The organism is Streptomyces sp. Y309, from assembly GCF_056712025.1.
On sequence record NZ_JBWYAE010000004.1, the window covers coordinates 244,576 to 265,608 of the forward strand.

13 protein-coding genes and 1 pseudogene are annotated in these 21,033 nt (G+C 62.6%); 6 read left to right on the forward strand and 8 right to left on the reverse strand.

What is annotated here, in order from left to right:
* Positions 1-1,030: 1,030 nt before the first annotated feature.
* From AC0KTA_RS41410 to AC0KTA_RS41420, 3 genes are all read right to left on the reverse strand, one after another.
* Positions 1,031-3,613 (reverse strand): KH domain-containing protein, encoded by a 2,583-nt coding sequence (locus tag AC0KTA_RS41410; protein ID WP_481057100.1) that lies wholly within the window; start codon positions 3,611-3,613, stop codon positions 1,031-1,033.
* A gap of 562 nt (positions 3,614-4,175) precedes the next feature.
* A complete protein-coding gene (locus AC0KTA_RS41415; protein WP_481057101.1) occupies positions 4,176-4,340 on the reverse strand; it encodes a hypothetical protein in 165 nt (54 codons plus the stop codon).
* A 1,827-nt stretch (positions 4,341-6,167) separates the two neighbouring features.
* A complete protein-coding gene (locus AC0KTA_RS41420) occupies positions 6,168-6,299 on the reverse strand; it encodes a hypothetical protein (protein ID WP_481057221.1) in 132 nt (43 codons plus the stop codon).
* Positions 6,300-7,157: 858 nt separating this feature from the next.
* On the opposite strand from AC0KTA_RS41420, the gene AC0KTA_RS41425 reads away from it, so the two are divergent.
* The 4 genes and pseudogenes from AC0KTA_RS41425 to AC0KTA_RS41440 all read left to right on the forward strand — a co-directional run.
* On the forward strand, positions 7,158-8,030 hold the full coding sequence (locus AC0KTA_RS41425) for a helix-turn-helix domain-containing protein (RefSeq protein WP_481057102.1): 873 nt from the start codon (positions 7,158-7,160) through the stop codon (positions 8,028-8,030).
* A complete protein-coding gene (locus AC0KTA_RS41430; protein ID WP_481057103.1) occupies positions 8,027-8,278 on the forward strand; it encodes a DUF397 domain-containing protein in 252 nt (83 codons plus the stop codon). Before AC0KTA_RS41425 ends, AC0KTA_RS41430 begins: the two co-directional genes overlap by 4 nt.
* An 82-nt stretch (positions 8,279-8,360) precedes the next feature.
* The gene (locus tag AC0KTA_RS41435) at positions 8,361-9,191 is read left to right on the forward strand and encodes an SAM-dependent methyltransferase (RefSeq protein ID WP_481057104.1); all 831 of its coding nucleotides are present in this window, start codon (positions 8,361-8,363) and stop codon (positions 9,189-9,191) included.
* A gap of 463 nt (positions 9,192-9,654) precedes the next feature.
* Positions 9,655-9,780 (forward strand): annotated as a pseudogene (locus AC0KTA_RS41440) (IS110 family transposase); the annotation flags it as partial.
* Between the two features lie 337 nt (positions 9,781-10,117).
* On the opposite strand, the gene AC0KTA_RS41445 reads toward AC0KTA_RS41440, so the two are convergent.
* From AC0KTA_RS41445 to AC0KTA_RS41455, 3 genes are all read right to left on the reverse strand, one after another.
* Entirely contained in the window at positions 10,118-10,318 is a 201-nt protein-coding gene (locus AC0KTA_RS41445) for a hypothetical protein (RefSeq protein ID WP_481057105.1), read from the reverse strand.
* Positions 10,319-10,670: 352 nt separating this feature from the next.
* Complete coding sequence (locus tag AC0KTA_RS41450) at positions 10,671-11,435, reverse strand: polysaccharide deacetylase family protein (protein ID WP_481057106.1); 765 nt, start codon at positions 11,433-11,435, stop codon at positions 10,671-10,673.
* 246 nt (positions 11,436-11,681) lie between these two features.
* Positions 11,682-12,515 (reverse strand): GNAT family N-acetyltransferase, encoded by an 834-nt coding sequence (locus AC0KTA_RS41455; protein WP_481057107.1) that lies wholly within the window; start codon positions 12,513-12,515, stop codon positions 11,682-11,684.
* Positions 12,516-14,301: 1,786 nt separating this feature from the next.
* Here AC0KTA_RS41455 and AC0KTA_RS41460 point away from each other — a divergent pair.
* Positions 14,302-14,952 (forward strand): hypothetical protein, encoded by a 651-nt coding sequence (locus AC0KTA_RS41460; RefSeq protein WP_481057108.1) that lies wholly within the window; start codon positions 14,302-14,304, stop codon positions 14,950-14,952.
* 2,009 nt (positions 14,953-16,961) lie between these two features.
* Entirely contained in the window at positions 16,962-17,564 is a 603-nt protein-coding gene (locus AC0KTA_RS41465) for a DivIVA domain-containing protein (RefSeq protein WP_481057109.1), read from the forward strand.
* A gap of 675 nt (positions 17,565-18,239) precedes the next feature.
* On the opposite strand, the gene AC0KTA_RS41470 is transcribed toward AC0KTA_RS41465, so the two are convergent.
* Together AC0KTA_RS41470 and AC0KTA_RS41475 are read right to left on the reverse strand one after the other, a co-directional pair.
* Positions 18,240-18,680: a hypothetical protein gene (locus AC0KTA_RS41470; protein WP_481057110.1), complete on the reverse strand. Its 441-nt coding sequence runs from the start codon at positions 18,678-18,680 to the stop codon at positions 18,240-18,242.
* A gap of 957 nt (positions 18,681-19,637) precedes the next feature.
* On the reverse strand, positions 19,638-20,258 hold the full coding sequence (locus AC0KTA_RS41475) for a DUF2637 domain-containing protein (protein WP_481057111.1): 621 nt from the start codon (positions 20,256-20,258) through the stop codon (positions 19,638-19,640).
* Positions 20,259-21,033: the final 775 nt, after the last annotated feature.

The window sequence follows — 21,033 nt, forward strand, 5'->3', positions numbered from 1 at the left end:
TTGCCATTTTCTGCGGAAAGTCATCTCCGTGCGAGCTGCAGCACGGAAATCTCACCGCTCGTAGCCTGTCGCCTTCGAGGCAGGGCTATGAATTGTCATGCAAATTCGTCTGAGTCGTGAAGCAGGTCGCACTCAGCCTCGGCCGGATCAGCTACTTTGGCAGGTTACTGCCTATAACTCCTCGGAAAGCTCTTCGCACAGCGTTCAGGCCTATGCTGTCTGTCTGCCCCGCAGCTGAGCAAACACACAGAGAGCGGGGCGGGATCTACCGGCTCACTCAGGACCGATGGTCGTTCTCATAGTCGTCATCGTGGAGCGGGTCCGGCGCTTCAGTAGGAGTTCTCGCCCTGCGCCGCGTCTTCGATGGCAGCATTGACGTCACGCGTCAATGCGGGCTGCTCGCGTGATGGTCTGCTCCTGCCATGAAGCCAGTGCATGGAAACCGGCTGGTGACTGATGGCGTGTCAGTTACTAGCAGTCACCATGCGGGAATGCGACCGACAAGCTGTACGGTGAACTGCCCCGGGCTCGTTGGAGATGGCGGGGCGGTTCATCGGTGGTCACCCTCATGCCTGACGATGAGCTTTGTGGCTCCTCCACGAGCGCGCGAGAGTAGGAAGTTCATGAAGAACCTCGTGCAGGCTCGGCGAGGGTCTCGACTGCCTCGGTCAGGTGCCAGCCGGCAGTCGCGGTGGAGACGCCGAACCGTGCGGCGGCCCGAGGAGTGTCTCGTTCTTGCGTAGGTGGACCAGACGAGCAGGGGGCCTGCCGGACAGCCCAGCGTGCGCCAGCGGGAGTTCAACTCACGCCTTCGGGTATAGACCAGCCAGGAAACGTGCTCAACGACCTCGTGGAGGACATCGAGCATGGCAGGATACGGGACCAGCAGGGTTCCTGTGTCGAGACGTTGGCGAGCGAGGTCACCGGCGCAACGACCAGGAGCCCTGCCGCGTTACAGACCGGCAACCGCCCCCGCCATTACCCACGGACCCCAGAATGAGCAGCGTTCGCTCTACCTCAGCTCACGTACTCACGGTTCCCAAACGATATTGGACTTGATGAGGAGGAGCCGATAGTTGTCGGAGCCAATACGTACCCGGTGAGAGGCGACGCGGTCCTTTTGTGTGTTGTTGCGGTAGATTACTCCAGCCTGTAGAAGGGCTTCCGGAAGAGCACGGTCGGAGTAGTGATTGACCCGGGAGTCTCCACTCTCCTTGAAGAGCATGTTGAGATTACTTGTGGTGATTCCGATAGCAGGACCGCGATCGGGTAGCCAGTACAGCGCCGGTCCGTTGCCCTCCCATCCCGCCTTGCTGCGCTTCTGTGTGACTCCTTGGCCCTGTTCGTCAAAGCCAGGAACGAAGGGACCGGTAGTTCCTTTGTTGTCACGGATATGAGCGCGTCGGCGGGCCAACGCCTTGCGAAGTACCTCTCCCACCGCGACTGCTACACCATCTTGAGCCGTGTTCTGTTCGTCCATCCGCGTTGCCTGCCTGGCGATTGAGGCAGCTAGCGGTGTGGCGACCACATCGATCAGGTTGGCCATCTTGGTACCGGTGACAGCCGCCACTAGTCCGAGGCCCGAAAGCATCGCTGAAGCTGCGGTGACGACACCGTCCACTGTGCCGCTGCATTGGGCAAGTCGGGCTTCCGCATGCGGAGCAAACTGTTTGAGGGCCTGTGCTTCCAGGCCTTCAAGGTAGCTGTCGGGGTCTTCTTGAGCGTGCAGCAGGGCGATGATGCGGTCACCGATGGTGCGCAATGGGGCAGCGAGTTTCTGACCGCCAACTTCTTTGTACCAGCGCCAGTCGACGTCTTCGCCGTCGCGGGAGAGGTAGGCCACGACTGAGCGCCGGTAGAGGGACTCCTGCAGAGTGGGGGGCAGCATCTGAGCGGCAATTACTGGGATTGCGCGGATTCGATTGCTGGGTTTGGCTGTCAGGTCACGGTTGCGGCGTCCTTTGATCTCCGTGGCATTGCCAGCGGCACGGATGATGAGTTCCAGCTTCTTTTCCATCTCCCGTACTTCGACGCCAGATGATGCACGGGTCAGGGGGATGTCATCCAGAAGGAGGGGAGTATCACCTTCGAAGTCAATGGCGCATTCGATGTCGGTGATGGTGCTGTTCATGCCCTTGGTAGGCACTGGAGGCCAGGCGTGTGGCCGGGGCGTGAACAAAAGGCTGCGGCCATTATTGGCTGCTGAGGTCTTGCCTGAGTTGGGAGCGGCGTCCAGGATGAACGTCGCTGGTACGGGGCGCAGTGAATAACCGAGTGAGCGGGCTCCGACTGCCAGGCACATTAGTGCTGCCCAACCATGAGTGGCCACGTCGGTGACAGCTTGACGGCAGGCCTCGAGGGAAGAGGATTCGGGCGGAGGTTCAGCCGCTTTTCTCAGGGGTTCAGGGACATTGATAATGCGTACCCGTCGACCTTCGGGATAGGTTCGGCCGTCGGCGTAGACGTATGTCAGCCCGTTGTCGGGCAGTTGGTGCCAACCGGTGTGAGTGACTACAGGAGTGCGTGGCAGGCGCTTCCCCTGGTCGGTGATGGTGTTGATGAGGACTTCGCGGATACCTCGGGAAGCCCCGCCGGTGTCATCGCTGAAATCGTTCCATCCGTCCGCTGTACGAAGGTCAGCCAGGCTCTTGGTGAGGGTGTCGGAGCCGATAGTGATGGTGTAGTAGCGGCCCGCAGACTTTCCGTCGTCCCCCAGGAGAATGAGGCGCTCCGAGACATAGGGGGCCCAGTCCAAGACGACGTCCCACCCTTTGTCTTTGCCCCGTCGGGCCTTCCAAAGGGTGCCGGAGTCCGCAGTAGCTTCGTAGCGCCAGTCGGGAGATCCGATGACGGCAAGGCCTGGCGCCTCCTGTGAGTTGGAGTCTTGGCAAGACGTGGGCTGGTCGTAGCCAGGCACGGTGATTGGTAGGGCCGGAGGCTGGGAAACGATGGCACTGGCGATGCCAACGCCAGCCAACTGGCTGGGCGGAATGTCAGTGAGGTCGCTGATGATATCGCTGGAGGGACTCTCAGCCACGGGAAAGGTGTTGGGTGCAGAGCGGTAAGCCATCCGGACCGACGTCGCAGTGCCATACAGCAAGTTGGCGATGTCCCCCGCCTGCTGCATACCAGCGACGTCATGCGTGGTAATGACCACTGCCTGGGCCCCCCGCAACTGTTGAATATGGATGGGACGCCAGGAGCGATACGAGCCGCCGTTAGAGTCGTGTGGGGCACAGACCGCTGTGAAACCAGCGTCCTGGAGCTGGTCAACATCCCTTTCGTCCCCGCACACGTAGACGGTGCGTCCCGCGTCGATGGCGGAGGCCAGCCCCGGTGTTCCATAGAGCATCAGGTCTCTGGGGGGCTTGCCATTCGGGTATGCGGTGCGGAAGATCTCTTCCTCGCACCCGATCACGGTGCAGTAGCTGCGGCTCACCTCAGCAAGGATCAGATTGTCTTCATCTGTGTAGAGGTAGGTGGCCTCGTGGCGGAAGACATGCTGCTGGTTCCAGGCAGAGCAGCTGGCTGATTGTGGCGTAGGCGACTGCTGCTCCCCGATGGCAGTTGTGTCCAAATCAGGGGCACGAGTGGGAGCGAGGAACATTGTCATCGCACATCCTCCCGGAAGTAGATCCGGGACGGATTCTCTGCCTGACTTTGAACAATGCTGGTGAGGACAAAGCGGTGAAACAGGCAGTGCCACAGGCAGATGCCAGAGAACTGATCCCATCCCCTGCCCTGCGCAAGGTGCGTTTCAGCAAGTGCCGTTAGCCGGCGCCGGACCCGAACGGTGAAGTATGAGCTGAGGGAGTCACCACTTGAGTCGTGCGCTACAAGTAGAGCGAGGACCTCTGGGCACCAGGAACGAGTCTGCCTCAGGCGGCCCGCCGGCAGCTTCTGCCACACGCCCCCGGATCCCGCGCGTGAAGGGGAGCACATATCGGTAACACTCTGGACAACTACGCGGTGATGCGGGGAAAAAGCCACGCTCACTAGGTACTCTCTCCTTCAATCAGGTGGTGTCTTCCTCATAGATCCGGTGAAGAACGGCAGCCTTCATTGACCGCCGCAGCGGGCGGGCACGAAGGGGCCAGCTCCGGATGTTGAAGAGATCAACTGTGGGGTGGGCTCGGGGACTTCTTGGCGGAGTGGCCGAGCCCACCGTTATGAAATCAAGCCGCTATTACTCCATCAGCGCCTCCTTCGTATTTCGATTGCATGATCTCCCACACCAACGCTTGGAGCTCCTGCGCGGCCCGGATCACTTCTTGCGGATCAGCAGCAATGGCCCGAGCTGTACGATCCGTGAGCAATCCGACCGACATGGCTGCTGCCATGCGGGCACCGTTCTCTTGCGAGATACCTCTGCGTACCCGATGCCCAGGGACACCCGCAGTTGCCGCGACTGAGGCCACGGTGGGTCGAGTGACTCTGCCTGAGAGCTCGGCAATTTCCGCTGGTGTCATCCCCGGACGCCGATCCTGTCCTCTATATGTTGGGGTGCTCAATCCCTCCCCCTCGATCAGCAACGAGATTTGGTCAACTCTCAAGGTAGCGCTTTGGAGAGAACGGACCGACGACGGCCCTCCTGCAGCAAGGAAAACGACACCTTCGAGTGAAGGGCGATCCAAGCGTCGCATTTCACCCGATCGAGGGTGGCGAGCCCAGCTGAGCTGGTTATGTCACGCTGGGCGGCAGGGGCGACTTGACTTTACCTACTTCTAAGCTTGTCTTGTCATCGCCTTCGAACGCATCGCACACATGAGTGGAAGTTGCTCAGCGGTAAGATGTGGAAACGCGTTCCGCCGCTGCTCTGCCCGGCCAGAGACAAGTAGGACTGCGACCATGCTCCGTGTGTTCGGGGCCGTCTGTGATCGGCTGTGCTGGGCCTGGGGATTCCTCGGGCGGGAGGTAGTCGAGAGTGGAGTGCGGGCGCTTGGTGTTGTACCAGCCGACTCACTGGACGACGGTGGTGTTTGACCTGGTCAGCGTCATGCCAGGGGCCTTGATGTTGGATCAGCTCGGCCTTGAAGGAACCGTTGAGGGCCTGGGCATCGCGTTGTCACAGCTGTCGGTGATGGACCGACGGATGTGGTCGCGCCGGCCTCAATCAGCCGCTCACCGTAGCGAATTGACACGTATTTGCGAACCGAGGTCGCTGTGAGGAATCGGGTCGGACCCATCCCTTCTTGATGCCCCGCCGCTATAGGGCCATCTCCAGGGCGTTCGGTGGAAGATCGGTCCGCATGTGGGTGGCGAGCTGTCATCCGACGATCATTCTCGAGTGCACGTCCAGGACGAAGGCGACGTACACCCAGCCCGACCAGGTGCGGGCATACGTGAGGTCGGCGACCCATAGCCGGTTCGGCAGGCTCGCGATGAAGCGCCGGTTGACCAGATCAGGTGGCCTGAGTGCGGACGGTTCGGGATCGTGGTGTGGCGTCGCTGTCTGCGGATCACGCCTCGCCGGCTGTCGTCTTGTATGGGGCGTTCGATGGTGCGGCGGGCTGTGGTGATGCCCTCGCGTCGGCAGCCGGTGGGTGCGCCGGGCTCCATGGGTCTGGCCGGACGTGTCATGGATCCGGCAGGAATGCTCGATGAGCTTTTAGTCGTGCTGTCGCCGGGTGGACTTCGGACGTCGGTGGCGGGGCGTTGAATGCCGAGATCGACAGGCTGAGTTCCCGGCATGCGGGCTCGGCCCGGAAGTCGTCGCGGAGGTGGTGGATCGCCGCGTCAGCCTCGTGCGGGTTCCGGCCGAGCTCCTTCGCTAAGAACACCAGGGCGGCTCTGAGGATTTCGTTCGCCCGACGCAACCCGGCCTGTTCCTTGCGGAGTTGGGCAGCTCGGTCCGCTCGGCGGTGGTAAGCAGATCAGGCCGATTGCCCTTGTCCTGCCTCTGCCTGGCGAACCCATCCGCGCAGAGCTCCTGATGGATGCCCAGGCGCTTTTGCGACATGAGCGACCAGGCGGCCGCAGGCCTGGACTTCGAGGACGGCACGCTCACGACAGCGCCTCGGGATGCCTCCGCGGTACAGGACTCAGACCTGCGTTCTCCCACCCACCCAGGCAACCACGCCCGGCTTCAAGGCCACTACAAGAACCGGTTCAGCTCGGGTAACCCGAGGGCGCGGTGGCCGGTCGTCGACACCCCACCCACCCGAAGATCACGACGCGATCATGGCGAGTGCGACGATAGCGACCAGGAGGCCCTGCAGCGCCGGAAAGCGCGAGACGGGCAGGTCCTTGCTACGCCGCACGACCCGCTCGAAGCGCACCCAGTGCAGCCCCAGCTGCATCGCCGCGATCGTCCAAGCCGTCCTCGCCCTCCACCACGGATCAGCGTGAGGTTGGGAAAGGCTGCGTGTATTGCGCTGGGACGTCGAGGCAAGCGTCCAAATCGTGTGCCCACAGGGCGGGTAGTCAGGGTTGCCCACTCCACGTTGCCTCCGGTGAGCGTTGAGCGGTCGACTCCCCAGTTGTTTGCGATCAGCTGCACGAGGAGCGGTCCGTCGTCGCTCTCACTGTCGGGGGCCGGTACGCATATCGGCAGGTAGTGGGCAGTGTTGTCGTGGTTGTGGACCTCAAGGCGGACACGGTGGCGCGCAAGGAGCCCGACGCCGCACACGATACGGGTGCTGGGCGTGTGGAGGATGGCGTTAGTGGCCAGTTCGGAGACGAGCAGAACGGCGTCCTGGCGCAGCTCGCTGGGCAGACGCCACGCGCGGAGCCGCTCATCCATGACGGAGCGGGCGACGCTGACGCTGGATGGCTTGGCAGGGAGCTCGAGCCAGTGTGCTCGGTTCGGGATCGTGAGGTCTAGAAGTTGGAAGGAAGGATGCGTCTGAGGAGACACGGCGGTCGCCTTCCGTCAGGACGGGCACTGCAAGGCAGACAAATGAGCAAGGCCCCGTCTGGCGGGTGGGGGGGGCTAGAGCGCTGGAACGCTGTCAAAGCTCCGGCGCGCTTCAACTCCAGGGGTTGTGCGGAGGGTTGACGGTGGTGCGCCCGCGGTTGGCAGGAGCAGGCGTACAAGTAACTATGCTCGCTGGCGAGTTCGTGCTGCAACATGCTCTCTGATAATTTCAAAAGAGAGGTGAATCGAACTGGTGTAGCTCGGCATGTCCGTGTCAGAACAGTTCCAAAGGAGATAGGGCGTGAGCAAAGCTCGTTCGGGCACCGGCACGAGTGCACCCACTGTTCTCCGCATGATCCTCAGCAAACGGCTGCAGGAACGACGAGAGAGCGCGGGAGTCTCACGGGAGGACGCCGCCAGGGCCCTGCGCGTGACACCTCTGACCATCCGCCGCCTGGAGAAGGCGGAGGTCGCCCTGAAGCCCCTGTACGTGGAGAAGCTGCTGCAGACCTACGGGGCTGATCAGCGGGAGATCGACGAGTCCACCGCCCTCGCCGAGCAGGCCAACGTGCCCGGCTGGTGGCACGCATACCGCGATGTGCTGCCCAGCTGGTTCACCGGCTACGTCAGCCTGGAAACCGGCGCCAAGATCCTGCGAACCTACGAGCCTCACTACGTCACCGGACTGCTCCAGACATACGACTACGCGCGCGCTGTCCTGCGCGCAGGCTTCCCGAACGACAGCGAAGCGGACCTGGAACGGCGTGTCGATCTGCGGCTGCGCCGCCAGGGCCTGCTGGAGAAACCGGACGCGCCCACGCTGTGGGTGGTGATGGAAGAGGCCGTACTACACCGAGTGGTAGGCAGCACCACGGTGATGCGGGCGCAGATCGACCACCTCCTGGAAATGTTGGAGCTGGACCACGTCAGCCTCGACATCGTCCCATTCTCAGCAGGCGCCCACGTCGGGGCGTGCGCCCCCTTCACCTACTTCCGATTCGAGGAACCGGAACTGCCCGACATCGTCTACAGCGAGATTCTTACCGCCTCCATGTTCCTGGACCAGCGCTCGGACGTCGCCGCCCACCTCGAGGCCCACAACCGGATGGCCTTGCTGTCCTCATCCGCCGAGAGCAAAGCCCTGCTGTATCGCATGCGCAAGGAGTACTTATGACCAACGTCAGCGTTCACATCTACAACGGGATGCCCGCCGCGGACCTCGGCGGGCACGGCTGGGAGCGTCCGTGGAGCGGTCCTAACGGGGGGCAGTGTGTGGAGACCAAGCAACTCCCCGACGGCCGCGTGGCGGTGCGGCAGTCGACCGACCCCACCGGTCCCGCACTTATCTACACGCCGCAGGAAATCGCCGCCTTCGTCGCCGGGATTAAGAGGGGCCTCGCCGACCATCTGGCAGCCGGCTGAAGCAGGCCAGGAGCGGGATACCCCCGCGCGCCCTGGCGGCGACCTGCCCGGCACACCGACGCATACCGCTGAAGGGAACAACATGACCAACTCACATGCCGCGCGGGGCATCGACATCAGCAGACCACACTCCGCCCGCATGTACGATTATTACCTTGGCGGCAAAGACCACTTCGAGATCGACAAACAAGCTGCCGAGAAGGTCGTGGCGGCATATCCCGGCATCTTCGTATGCGCTCGCGAGAACCGGGCTTTCATGCACCGAGCCACCCGAGTCCTTGCGCAGGAACACGGCATCCGCCAGTGGCTGGACATCGGCACGGGTATCCCCACCGAACCGAACCTGCACCAGGTGGCCCAGTCCGTGGCTCCCGACGCCCGGGTGGTCTACGCCGATAACGACCCCCTCGTCCTCAAGTACGCCGAGCGTCTGATGCGCAGCACCCCCCAGGGCCGCACCGCGTACGTCGAGGCGGACATCAAGGACCCCCAAGCGCTCCTGGATGCCCCCGAGTTGGCTGAGGTCCTGGACCTGAACAGGCCCGTGGCACTGTCCCTGAACGCCCTCATGCACTTCGTCACCGACGCCGAGGACCCGTACGGGATCGTCGACCGGCTGCTGGGAGCCCTCCCCTCGGGTAGCGCCCTGGCCCTCAGCCACTGCACGCCCGACTTCGACCCCGTCACCTGGGAGAAGGTCACCGACATCTACACCCGCGCCGGGACACCCGTGCAGTTCCGCTCACACAAGGCTGTCGCCCGCTTCTTCGATGGGCTCGAGCTGCTGCATCCCGGCACCACGGTCGGCCATCGCTGGCGCCCCGACACCCCCAGCGGATTCGCCGCCACCACCACCGAGCCGCCTACGGATGCCAACGTCAGCCTGTGGACCGGCGTGGGTATCAAGCCCTAGCCCGCAGACCCAACGCCGTGGTCCGTCGTTGGAGAGGCATGGAGGTCCGTCCCGATGCCCCCCGGCTCCGGATCAGGAGACGAAGCATGCCGTGACGCGAGGCCGTTGAACCCAGCGCCCGCTGTACGGAGTATCAGCTAACAGGTTGACCGGTCGGCACCGGCTGGAACGCTTCATGGTGCGAGGCTTCGCCTGCACAACGTAGAACGTAGGGAGCCTTGACGAATTGCTGGTCAAGGTGACCAACCGGCAGGCGATCTTGGATGAGTACAGGCCCTACCTGCACAGGTGCTGGGGGTGAAGCTCCACGCCGAATACCCACGAACGCGGGCTTAGATCAGGAGCGGAGGTCGAAGAGCAGCCACGCGGCCGGGGCTGTGCCGAAGGACACCGTGGAACCGCCCGCCCTGTACGTCCCGTGGTTGACCGTCGCTCCGTCCATCTCGCTCAAGTCGTTCCCCGCCGGCGCCTGCCTGCCGATCCGGAGCTGGCGAAGGCCATCGCGGTCCTGGCCAGAGCCCAACAGGACACGATCTGGGATCGCACCCAGGCCCACAACAAGCTCCGCTCGCAACTACGCGAGTACTACCGCCGCCCTGGACGCCTTCCCCGCCCAGCAGTCATCGCCACCGACCGCTCTGGCAGTGCGCTCGCCTACAACCACACGATGCGCGGCACCGTGCAGTACCGCGCCGCTGCGAGGAGGCTGCGAGACCTCCGAGGTAAGCGAGATTGGCGACGTGGTGGGCTGTCACCTCGGCGATACGGCCGCATGATTCGCACCGTCCGGCGAGGAGCCTGCCCAGTTTCCTGGGCTTGAGCGTGACCGGGGCCATTCAGGCTGTGAGGAATAACGGGAACATGGCAGGTCAGGTGGCGTTTCGTGGGTCTGATTCATCGCAAGCGACCGCGGTTCGCGGTACGTGTCAATTCGCTACGGCGAGCGGCTGATTGAGGCCCGGCGTGACCACATCGGTCGGGCCATCACCGACAGCTGTGACAACGCGATGCCCGAGGCCCTCAACGGTTCCTTCAAGGCCGAGCTGATCCAACGTCAAGCCCTCTGGCATGACGCTGACCAGGTCAAACACCACCGTCGTCCAGTGAGCCGATCGGTACAACACCAAGCGCCCGCACTCCACTCTCGACTACCTCCCGCCCGAGAAATCCCCAGGCCCAGCACGACCGATCACAGACGGCCCCGAACACCACCCGAAACCACCACGGCAGCTCAGAGTGGCGTTCGACCTCTCGTGTTCCCGCTGCTCCCGTTGTTCCCGTTCCAGTATCGATGGTGGTGATCTGTGTGGATACTCGGCTCTGCGGGGCCCGGTCCGGACAGTCAGCCAGTGGCTGACAGGCAAGACACTCGGGACCCGCGCGGGCAGGGGTGTGCCCGTGTCGAGAGCGCGCCGCAGGGTGGTGAGATAGCCGGCCTACGCAGGCAGGCGTTGACGGCGGTCAGTGGCGGGCGGGGGCTCAGCGCACCGGGAAGCCGAAGGAGTAGCCCTGCTCCTTGAGCCGGGGGAGGAGTCGGCGCAGGGCCTCGAGGGTCTGGGTGCGGTCGCCGCCCGCGTCGTGGAAGAGGAGCGTCGGTCCGTTGGGTAGTTCCCGCTCGATGGTGGCGACGATGGCGTCGGTGCCCGGACGTTCGAAGTCCTTGCTGTCGACGTTCCAGCCCAGCGGGCGCATGCCCCGGGAAGCGGCGAGCTTGCGGCTGTACGGGGTGAAAGCCCCGCCGGGCGCCCGGTAGTACATCGGCCGTACGCCCCCGGACGCTTTGGTGATCATGCGTTCGGCGTCGAGTATCTGCCGCGACTGGTAGGCCTGGGAATCCTTGTCCATGGCGGTGTTGTGCGACACCGAGTGGTCGCACAGCCGGTGCCCGGCCGCGACCACCTTCTTCACGAGGTCCGGGTGGGCCTGCGCCTGCGTGCCCACCATGCAGAACGTGGCCTTCACCCCGTACTCCCGCAGCAGGTCGAGCACTTGAGGGGTCCACACGGGGTCGGGGCCGTCGTCGATGGTGATGTTGACGCCGCGCTTGCCCGCGTCCGAGGCGTGCGCGATGGTCGCCGCGACCGGCTTGACATCACTGCCCGGCGCGGTCGTCTTTGGTGAGGTGTCGCCCTCGGCACCGAGCTGCGCGGTCCACACCGAGGCGCCGGTGGCGAGCATCGTCACCCCGATCGCCGCCCCGAGCACCTTGCCGTACCAGCCCCGCCCGCCGCCATGCCGTGCCATGCCCGCCCCTTTTGCGCAGTCCTTCGCTGATCCCCGGTCACCTCGCCACCACCTGGCAGGATGAGGCCCGGCCGCGAAGGGATGCGTCTGTTACCGATCACGGACAATTCCGGGAGAGTTCGCGGACGAATCTCCGCGGAACAGCGGCCGGAACCACGCCGGTCGGCCCGATCAAGACGTCGACGCTCACGGGCGCCACGGCGCGCCAGAGCGTTCCGGGCGAAGACGACGGCTGGCGAGGACGCTTCAGGGGCGTCGGCGGTAGACACAGAGCAAGTCGACGGCCTGGAAACCGACTTTGGTGAGGAGATGAGCGGCGACCCTATGGTCCCTCGGAACCGTGGCACCAATCTGTGGGGCCCCGTGGACGGCAGCGTGGTGAGCACACTGCGCGAGTATGCGGGTAGCAATGCCCTGGCGGCGGTGCTGAGGGTGAACGGACAGACGCCGGAGGACCGCCAGGCCAGAAGTTTCAGGTGCGGGGGCGTACACCTTGGCAATGGCAAGAAGTGTGCCGCTGGCGTTAGTAAGTGACACTCGCCAATGGGGCGGATTGTCGAAAACGCTCACGTCCCCAAGCGGGTAGGCGGGAGGGACAGGCGGGCTATTGAGCGAGTGGAGGAAGTAGCGCTGTTCGACAATCGGTGTGAAACCTGCACGGATCAGGGCGCGGACGGTGGCCTGCCGGTGCTCCACCGGCAGGCCAGAGACACCTGGCGTGGCAGTCGGGGTCGTGAACGCATACAGAGTGCGTTTGCCCAGACGGTGCCTGGCCATATCGATGAGCCTGGCAACAATGTCGCAGTCCTCACGTCCGTAGAGCCACATGATCAGCCCGGCATCATCGAGAGCACGCACCGCACAGCCGACTGCCCCTACCACCTGATCGTCGCTGTCGCGGGCGACGAGGGTGTACGCCTCCAGTAGGTCCTCCCCAGTACTGAACATGATTTGTCGGGCCGGAAGCTGGCCGGGCAGCCAATCGGAGTTGATCAGGGCCTGCACCGCCGCGTGATCTCGTTCGGCCAAGGGGTGAACGGTCAGTCCACCCACTGCGTTCCGTCCGAGCAGCGCCTGCACTACTCACACTCCCTAACCACCCGAATCAGTAAGACCCTGCAGCGACGAGGCGGTGCCGCTGCAGGGTGAGGCGCATGCTACTGCGCTTGGACCTGTAGCGATTGACCGCCACGCCGCGACAGCTTGGCTAGTGGTCGAGTCACTGGCGAATATTTATTTAAGCCCGGACGGGGTCTTCTACTCAAGATGTTCGTAGATGGGCGCTGACCGCAGTGGGCGATGGGGGGGGGATTGGTTCGCCCACCTGCGCAGCTTGTTGTTGAGGTTTTGGCATTGTCGATGCTGATGGCCGTCGGAGAGCGAGTAGGATCTCTTGGCGGCGACGTGGCAGAAGTCTTCGAAATTTGTCGCTCGACCGCGAGGTGTGGGCGATTCCTCTGCCGGGCGAGTTCCAGCCAAGGCGGCCTGGGCTCGGCGCCACGATGACTTGAATTGTGGAAATGAGGGGTCGATAGGTCTTACGCCGATTTACACGCGGGCTGGCAGTTGCTTCTCACGTCGCCAACATCTGCCGCGACGCTTGTGCCGCTATGAGGTCGGCAGGGGCCAAGCTCAATCGGTGTTGGGTGCCTCGGAGTGCGCAAGGTCCTTCACGTGACTCGGCTGGGTATTAGCGGTACCAGGTTCAGCAAGCCTTCTGACTCCGCCGACGCACACTAGAAACCTATGTCCCTGGTGACCCTTGCGACGCGCCGATGACAGCCGTGCACCGTTCGCTATATCCCCATCGATAAACAGCGTAGGGAATTTCGCCACTTGGATGTCCGTGGTGACCGGAGGCTTACGCACCAACGATGGGCGCCAGTTCTAGAGTTGAACAACTTGCAAATACAGAATGGCGTCTTGGGAGAGTGCCGCTCGGGTCGACGCCCCCTCGCGTAGATTACCGTGTGCAGCTTATTGATGGGGCAGCACCCAGGAGCTGGGCCTGGAAGTTGAAAAGTTCCCAGCAGCGAGCGGCGGAATAGACTTGCACTCCTCTTGCGGGGCTAAAGTGTCCCGCCGCACAATTGTGTGCATGGCGTGCAGAGCCGCTCATACACTCCAGTGTGCTTGCTGGCGTACTACACAGTGCCGTTTGGAACTGTCCCGACTGGGTGCATACTAGGCGGGCACCAGGAATCCATACGCGGCTGATCTTGAATTCCGTACAGTCGGGACACGGCCGTGCTTGAGTGGGGCGCGGTCAGCTCTCCATTGGATTGGTAATCCGGAAATAGGAGAATACTTCATCGGTCTTGGAGTGCGGCAACCTTGCTGCCGCAGAAACAAGGTGCTGACGGATCACCGGGCATGACCGACACAAATCCGGACGACGCCAGCTGCCGGGGCAACCCTCGGTTCGCCGAGGCCCGCCACAGCAGATGCGCCCCGGTGGCGGTGAATGCCCGCCATAGAGCAACACACCGAGGAACTCGCGGTCTGCCAATACGAGCATGTCCGGGCTGGTGGGGTGGACCAGTTGGGCGGCGAGAGTACACCGTTGCGGTAGCCCTGCAGTTCCGCATCCAGCACGACACAGATGGCCGCGTTCGACCAGCGTGGCCATCCGTGTGTGGAAGGCGGCTTGGGGTCCGCACTGCGGTGGCAGCGGTCGTCGACGACGGGACGCCGTGGGGCAACAATGCCCGTTGGTGTCTGACGTACCGTCAACCACGCGGCAGGCAACCGGCGTGTCCAGCATTCACGTTCTGTCAATGCGCGGCATGCTCGGCCTGTATATGAGGCTTAATGCCTGGAATGTGGCGATTACGGCCGTGGAAGATGTTGCGAAAGGTGTGGACGAATGAAGACGACTCGCATCCGTGCATCCGTGGTGTCCGCCGCGCTGCTGGCCACCGTAGGTGGCGGCACCGCGCAGGCCCAAGTCTTAGCGGAGGCCCCTGGACAACCCGCGCTGCTGGGCGCAGCCCCCGCGCACACCGATTGTGTGGACCCCTACGGGACCAATCTCAACGAGTCTCTTTCGATCCAGGAACAGATCATCGGCCATCCCGATCCCGCATGTCCCAGGACGGTGCTCGCAGGCGAGAAGTGGGTCCTGTCCTTCCCCTCGTGGGGCACGGCGGCCATCTCCGAGGGTGCCGACTACCCGGTGCATTACAAGCCTTCACTGGCCAATCCGATGGAAGACTTCAAGCTCAAATTCCTCGGAGTCCGGATCGTCCTGGACGCTGGCACGCCCCAGGAGCAGACCTACCACTACGGCCCGGGGGCCCTGCATCTCATCCAGCCCGGTGGCGTCACCCTGAGTAGAATTCCGCGCACCGTCTTCGCCACACCCCCAATGCCTCCCCTACCCACCGGTCCGCACACCAGTAACGTCTACCTACGACTGATGTCACCGCACTGCGACGGCGTCGGGACCAACCCTGGGATGAACTGTCTCCCCGCAGGCGAGCTGCCACTCCCCACGTTCAAGTTCAACGTCATCTAGTGACCTGAGTCGGAGATTCGTCGGCGTGAGCGGCGACTCCGTCGAGGACTCGGCGGTCTTCGTGCGGAGCGGTGGACACCGCGCTTGAGCTTCTTCTGCGTTGAGTTCGGCGAACCATCGTTCCACCAGGTTCAGCCGCGGCGATCCCGTGGGTTTACCCCGACCGGCTACCAGCCCTCACACGCCCTCCTGCCGTGGTAGCGCGCATCGTCGCACTGTGGTCGGCTTGCGAACAGCTCACCAGGGAACCGCACTTGATCACAGACGTGCACGACACCCGGCTGCGCTCGGCTCGCCTAACCCCGTCAGCGATAGGGGAGCGGCCGTCGAGTGGGCGGTTCAGAGGCGCCGCTAGCGTCCCCGGTCAGATGAGCCAACGAAACCGCTCAGGTGTGCAGATAACGGCTATGAGTATGAGGGAGGCACGCCGTCCAGGACACTGATGTTCCCCGTGGATGACGCAACGGGAACAATGAGGGGAACCGAGGAGAACATCCACGGGGAGTCTATGACCAGCGTAGTTCATACTCCATGCGTCGGCCCGTGAGATGCTGAACCCGTTGTTCCCCTTGTTCCCTTTGCTCATTGAGGTTGACTGAGGGGGCGGGTTCATCTCGTCGGGAATCGGTAAGCACGAACCTTGTGCTCCGAAAGTCACTTCTTCACCGTGAGCGTCGCCGGCCCGAAGGGCTGGATCAAGGCTGTTCCGGCTACCCAGCCTCCAGGGCCTGGAGGGCCTTCCGCGCTCCGGCGTGCCACGGGTATCGCTGAGACCCTGCGTCCGCTCCTCCTGGTACGGAGGGTTGCGTGTCAGCCTCGGAGGTGGGGCAGTTGGGGAGAAAGAAGGAGCCCGCAGGGCAGATGGCGCACGGCAGACTGGCCGTCGGAGTGGCAGTGCGCGGCGAAATAGAGGGCAGCAAGGCGCACCCCTGACGGGGTCTTGCGGAGCCGGTGGTATCGCTTCACGCTGAGGGCCCAGTGGGAGTGCCGGCCTGGGGCCTCTCGCCCAGATGGAAGGACTTGGGGGTTTGGGTGAAGGCTGGCCACGCTGATGGGTGCCGGGCGCGAGATACCGGCAGCCAAGACGTCCTCAATACGCAAGACGTCCTCAATACGGGCGTGCAGCCATCCGGCGTCGATGAGTTCGGCAAGGGTGGGTGGGGCGTCCACTAGGCGTAACGCGCGCAGGTCCTCAGCGCTATAGGTGGCGGGGCTGCGCCGCGCTGCGTCAGCATCAAGGCGAGCAGTGAAGCATCTGGGGTGGAACCGCGCCGCGCACGGCTAACTGCACCGCGTGCACCGAATCCGGCATCGACGCTGCCTGCGAGGGGCGTAGTTGGCGACGGCGGCTACCGGAAACAACACCCCATGCCGAAGCCGCATGGCTGGTCAGGACCTTCTCGAAAGACGGAAAGACGATCATAACTTCTCCCATCGCCGCGTGCGATCCCGTGTCAAGCACACCGTCACACGGAGGAGGAACTGGATGCTGCGGGACTGCCTTCGCCGCTGCGGCGGCGTCTACTAGGTCGCCAGAGGCATCACCAGCATGCACAACCTCGCACTTGCCGATAACGAACCCGACGACCGAGCAGCCCGAACTCTTTCCAACAACCAGTTGCGACCGAGCCTATAGCGCCGGGCCCTCGTCATGGCCATCTCGCAACCCGCAACGAGCCTGGAAGGAGGGCAGTGACAAACCGTGACGGCAAGTTGTGTTCACTGCCTATCGTGAAGTCGCTACAGTGCACGCGGTGTCGAGTTGCAGTCGATCGAGGAAGCCCTCGGTGATCAACTTGTGCTTGTACAGGGCAAGTCGGGGTGTAGGCATTCTCTGGCTAGGCTAGCGGATCGGAAGCTCTGTATTCGGGTCAGCATGACCTTGGAGCCTCTCAGGCGCTATCCATTTAGATCTGGTGCAGGAAATATGCTGCTCCAGCCCAATGAAGGGGCAGCGGAACCTTTCGGATCGCTGAACCTAGTAAAGCAAACTATTTCGAGGGGAACTAATGTCATTGACTCCGGATGATATCCGCCAGAGGAAGTTTAAAACCGTACTGTTTCGGCAGGGGTACGACGAGAGTGAGGTGGATTCTTTTCTGGAGGAGGTCGAGTGGGAGATGACCAGGATGCTAGAGAAAGTTAAAAGGTTGGAGGATGAACTTGCGAATATGGGGAAGCGAGATCTCAGTATGGGGCAGCTGACCCTGCCTCAGGGGCATCAGATCACATCACTGGTTCCCGCTCAGTCGCCTCGTCCGGGTTCTGCGGTGCGAGATAGAGAAGCACAGGCAATGGTTGACGCCAGCAGGAGCAGTGCCAGTATTCTTCGGCTCGCTCAACAGACTGCGGACCGAGCGATCGCAGAAGCCCGCTCGGATGCTAGGAAGATCCTTGAAGACGCGCGGAAGGACGCCGATAGACTTAAGCGAGATTCGGATACCCATGCTCGCATCGCAGAGGGTAAAGTCAGCGAACTGCTCGATTTTGAGCGTGAGTGCCGAAGTCGGTTGAGAGCTTATCTGCAGAGTCAACTGCGGCAGCTGGATTATCGAGCTGAAGATATTTCCACTATCGAGTCCTATACACCTCCCCCGTTTCAGCCCACGTGAGCCTGGATCGTCTGAACGTGTACCGCGAGCTTGTTGAAGTGCGTAAGTCAGGTGCCTGGTACGAGTCGGTGTTCCTTCGATAGGTCACCCAGCAGATTCCGTTAAAGGCTCACGGGGCACCTCCCGTCGGTGAGGATGAGTGCCGTCCGGAAGCCACCCAATGCTCTGTGTCTAAGTGAACTTACATCAGGAAGGAATCTCTACCTTCGTTCATGGCAGAGTTGTAGACGGTGAATGATGTCCACCCGCGAGATGGCCTTGAAGGATGTTCGCTAGGTCGCAAACAGGCAGCACTCTTTCGTGTCGGCGGGGTCCTATCGATATGCATGGCGCAGTGGCGCTGGTTTCCTTGTGCGCTGCAGCTGATCTTCGCAGGCTAATGGAGTTCGAAGTCACAGTGAAACTGGACGGCGAAAGCGGGACGTCAGTATGGAGTCCCGAGCCGGATCGAGAGCTTCATCAGCTTGTGCATGTTCGAGTGCGAGGCGCTCGACCCCGCGATCGTGAAGGCTTGCCAGATGGAAGGTCGAGACATGGTCTGCTGTAATGCAGTCCGCGCGTGCCGTTGGGTGGTTCTTTCCAAATATTGTGGGCACCAGAAGCGGGCCCGGCAAAATGCCGGACCCGCTAACTCTGTTATGCCACCGGTCGGGGCGACACTTGAAGAGGGGTGAATTAGCTCGCGGGCGCAGTGGGCCCAGTAATCGGGGTGTTCGGCGCAGTCGGAGTCGGAGACGGGATGACCGGACCAGGTCCCGTGTGGATGGGGTGGTGGGGCTTGATGGAGCCCTGTTCGATGTGGTAGTGGTGCCGCGGCTTGCAGACGTCCTTGAGCTTGAAGGTGTTGTTTTCCTGAACCTCGGAATCGTTATGGACGTCTTCCACACCGTGCGCGGGAGGTGTCGGAATCGTCGGCCCCGGCGTCGTCGGCGCCGGCGTCGGCGTGCCGGGGGCAGTCGGGCCGTGCTGCAGGCAATATTCAAGCACGAGGGCGTTGTTTTCCTGGACGATCGACCCGGCATGAACGTCACTTACTTCGTCGGCGAGGGCGGGCGTGGCCATACCCAGAGCCAGCACGGAACCGACAGCGATGGTGGCAGCCTTCATGTAGTTCACTTCAGCATCCCTTCTACAGCAGCGTCTAATGCGTCCACGACTTTCGTGGCGCCCGAGCAGCTCGCTGCTCGCCCGGGACCCTGCTTCCGCTATTTGTAGCGTTGATCCACCCAGTCTGGAAACCCTGACCCAGGAGCAAACTCTGCAATCACCCGATCACCGTAGCCGTCTTGAAATGAGATGTATCATGCGTATGCCACACTCGACATCAACCCCGGCCGTCGGCCTTGCTCGGGTTATGACTGCTGTGATGAGGCATGCTGACGTGGCCTCTCGTCTGGCGCAAGGTTGCTCATGGGCCCCGTGCCTTGCCGTCTCTCGATAGACATCCCGAAGGTCATGTCGCCTTCATTTGCCCGGACGCACCGATTTTGGTGGGCAACACCCCGGGAAGACGCATGCAGGTCGTGTGACTAGGACGACGGGCGCGAAGGGCGAAGCGAGCCCATGGTGCGACGGGTACCGTGTCGGCGGCAGAAGTCAGCGAAGCAGCTGAGGTTGCCGGATATTCTTGGCCGTCGGAGCACTATGCCCACCCAGATCCTGTGCCGGAATGGAAGGGCAGGAGTACGGACATCGAGGGTCAGCCGATGAAACTGGCGCACTGAAGGTTGATCCGAATGGCCGCTACTCCCGGCTGACCGAGCCATGGGGGCATGTGGGAGTGGTTCGCATCGATTGGCCCGAGAGGGGTGAGGGGCGGCCCTCGTGGGCGGGCGAGAGGTAGGTGGCGTGCACGACATGCTCGGCCAGAGCCAAGTGGCTGGCAGTGAGGTCATTGTGCGTCAATGCGGTACCCGCCGATCTACAAGATGCTCGCCAGCCCTCACATGCGAAGTGGTAGGGGAGGGACAGCCGCCGACCGGATACCAGTCGGCGAATTCCTCGTCCTCGAACAGACAGCTCGTCCCCAGCGCCTCCGATTTTCTTGACTGGGACTCGGCTGCCAGTGAGATCCTATGCAGAGCGTGATCTTCGGGTTCGCAATGGCTTGGGGATGAGCTGATCCACGAACTGATGGAAACAGGCCAGTGCAGCGATGGGTGGGAGGATGGCCAGAGCGGCAGTAATCACACTTCCCAGGGTGTGCGCTGCGCACAGGGCGGCGGTGGCCAGAGAAAAGAAAGTAATAACGATCCAAGAGGACGTTCCGACCACCCGTTCACGCAGAACTGATTGCAGAATACATAGGCAGGCCATCAGCCAGGGGCCATAGATCAAGAGCGGCCACCAGCACGCAATATCTTGAGGCATCCTAGAAGCCGCAAGGTTATGCAGCGTCTGGTACGAGATTCTACCCCCCAGCGCGCTTACAGTAAGGGCCATAAGGCCCATAAGAGTCTTAGCGATAAGGCTGAAGTATTTCGGCCATCCAGTTTTTGCTCGACGGGCGCGGTGGCGCTTTCTGTGTCGGCGGTCAGAAGTAGGCCTGTTGGCCTTCGCAGATTGAATTGTGGTATCCCCCTGAGGAGAATTCATATTCCGCAGAAAGAGTTCCCAGTCTGCCCCGATGTCCCATTCTTCAGTGAGGGACTCCAGGGTTGGAGTGTCATGTACAGGTTGCCCAAATTCACGCATTAATTGCCTAGAGTAGAGAGATTGCGGTAAGGGTTATATTTCATCTAGGTCACAGCCGTTTTGCCTAGTGAGTCTGGAAGAGGCAGATCCGGTGGCGGTGAGGCGACGATGAGAGCGGAGCGGTACTGGATCTCGTGCAGGCTCTCCACACCCATAAGCTCAGTAACGAGAATCCGGCCGAGCTTGATGTCCGCCAGTCGAGTGATGTCCCGTATATCTGACCAGTGAGGCGTGAACAGCTGTCATGGTATGGCTGATGCGATTGGTCGAGCGTCGTGCTCGCCAGGGGATGTACCGCTACCTGAGGTGGGCAGACGGGTCCGTTGGGTATGCGGGAGCCGACGCGGCCACGGTTGAACCACCCGCCTACTTCTCCGGCAGCCAGCAGCCACAGTAGAAGTGCGGACGGCGGCGCCCGGCTCCTCAAGAGAGGCCGCGCGGTCGGCCGGCGGGGGATCTACCGGGTCAGGCAGGCTTCGTGAGGCCCGGCATTAACCTCGAGGATCTGGGTATGTGTCGCCTCCTTGATCCAGGCAAGTGCAGGTTGAGGCAGGGATGGGCCAGCAGTCGCCCGCGGATCGGCTCGGTCTTGTGCGTGGTGTAGCTGTCCACAATCAGGCGCACGCAGAGACCCGGGGGAGGGGGGGACTTCTCGGTCGAGCTTGGCGAGGAACTTCTTGAACTCCGTGGTCCGGTGCCGACCATGGAGAGAGCCAGTCGTTGTCCCACTCGTTGTGTCCAAACCCGCTTACTGCGCCGGGCGGCCAACGCCGCC

Bases quoted from the DNA above. Each gene is read 5' to 3' on its own strand.
- AC0KTA_RS41410 (WP_481057100.1), bottom strand. From the start codon at position 3,613: ATGACAATGTTCCTCGCTCCCACTCGTGCCCCTGATTTGGACACAACT.
- AC0KTA_RS41415 (WP_481057101.1), bottom strand. From the start codon at position 4,340: ATGGCAGCAGCCATGTCGGTCGGATTGCTCACGGATCGTACAGCTCGG.
- AC0KTA_RS41465 (WP_481057109.1), top strand. From the start codon at position 16,962: ATGTCATTGACTCCGGATGATATCCGCCAGAGGAAGTTTAAAACCGTA.
- AC0KTA_RS41460 (WP_481057108.1), top strand. From the start codon at position 14,302: ATGAAGACGACTCGCATCCGTGCATCCGTGGTGTCCGCCGCGCTGCTG.
- AC0KTA_RS41450 (WP_481057106.1), bottom strand. From the start codon at position 11,435: ATGGCACGGCATGGCGGCGGGCGGGGCTGGTACGGCAAGGTGCTCGGG.
- AC0KTA_RS41430 (WP_481057103.1), top strand. From the start codon at position 8,027: ATGACCAACGTCAGCGTTCACATCTACAACGGGATGCCCGCCGCGGAC.
- AC0KTA_RS41475 (WP_481057111.1), bottom strand. From the start codon at position 20,258: ATGCGTGAATTTGGGCAACCTGTACATGACACTCCAACCCTGGAGTCC.
- AC0KTA_RS41420 (WP_481057221.1), bottom strand. From the start codon at position 6,299: ATGCAGCTGGGGCTGCACTGGGTGCGCTTCGAGCGGGTCGTGCGGCGT.
- AC0KTA_RS41435 (WP_481057104.1), top strand. From the start codon at position 8,361: ATGACCAACTCACATGCCGCGCGGGGCATCGACATCAGCAGACCACAC.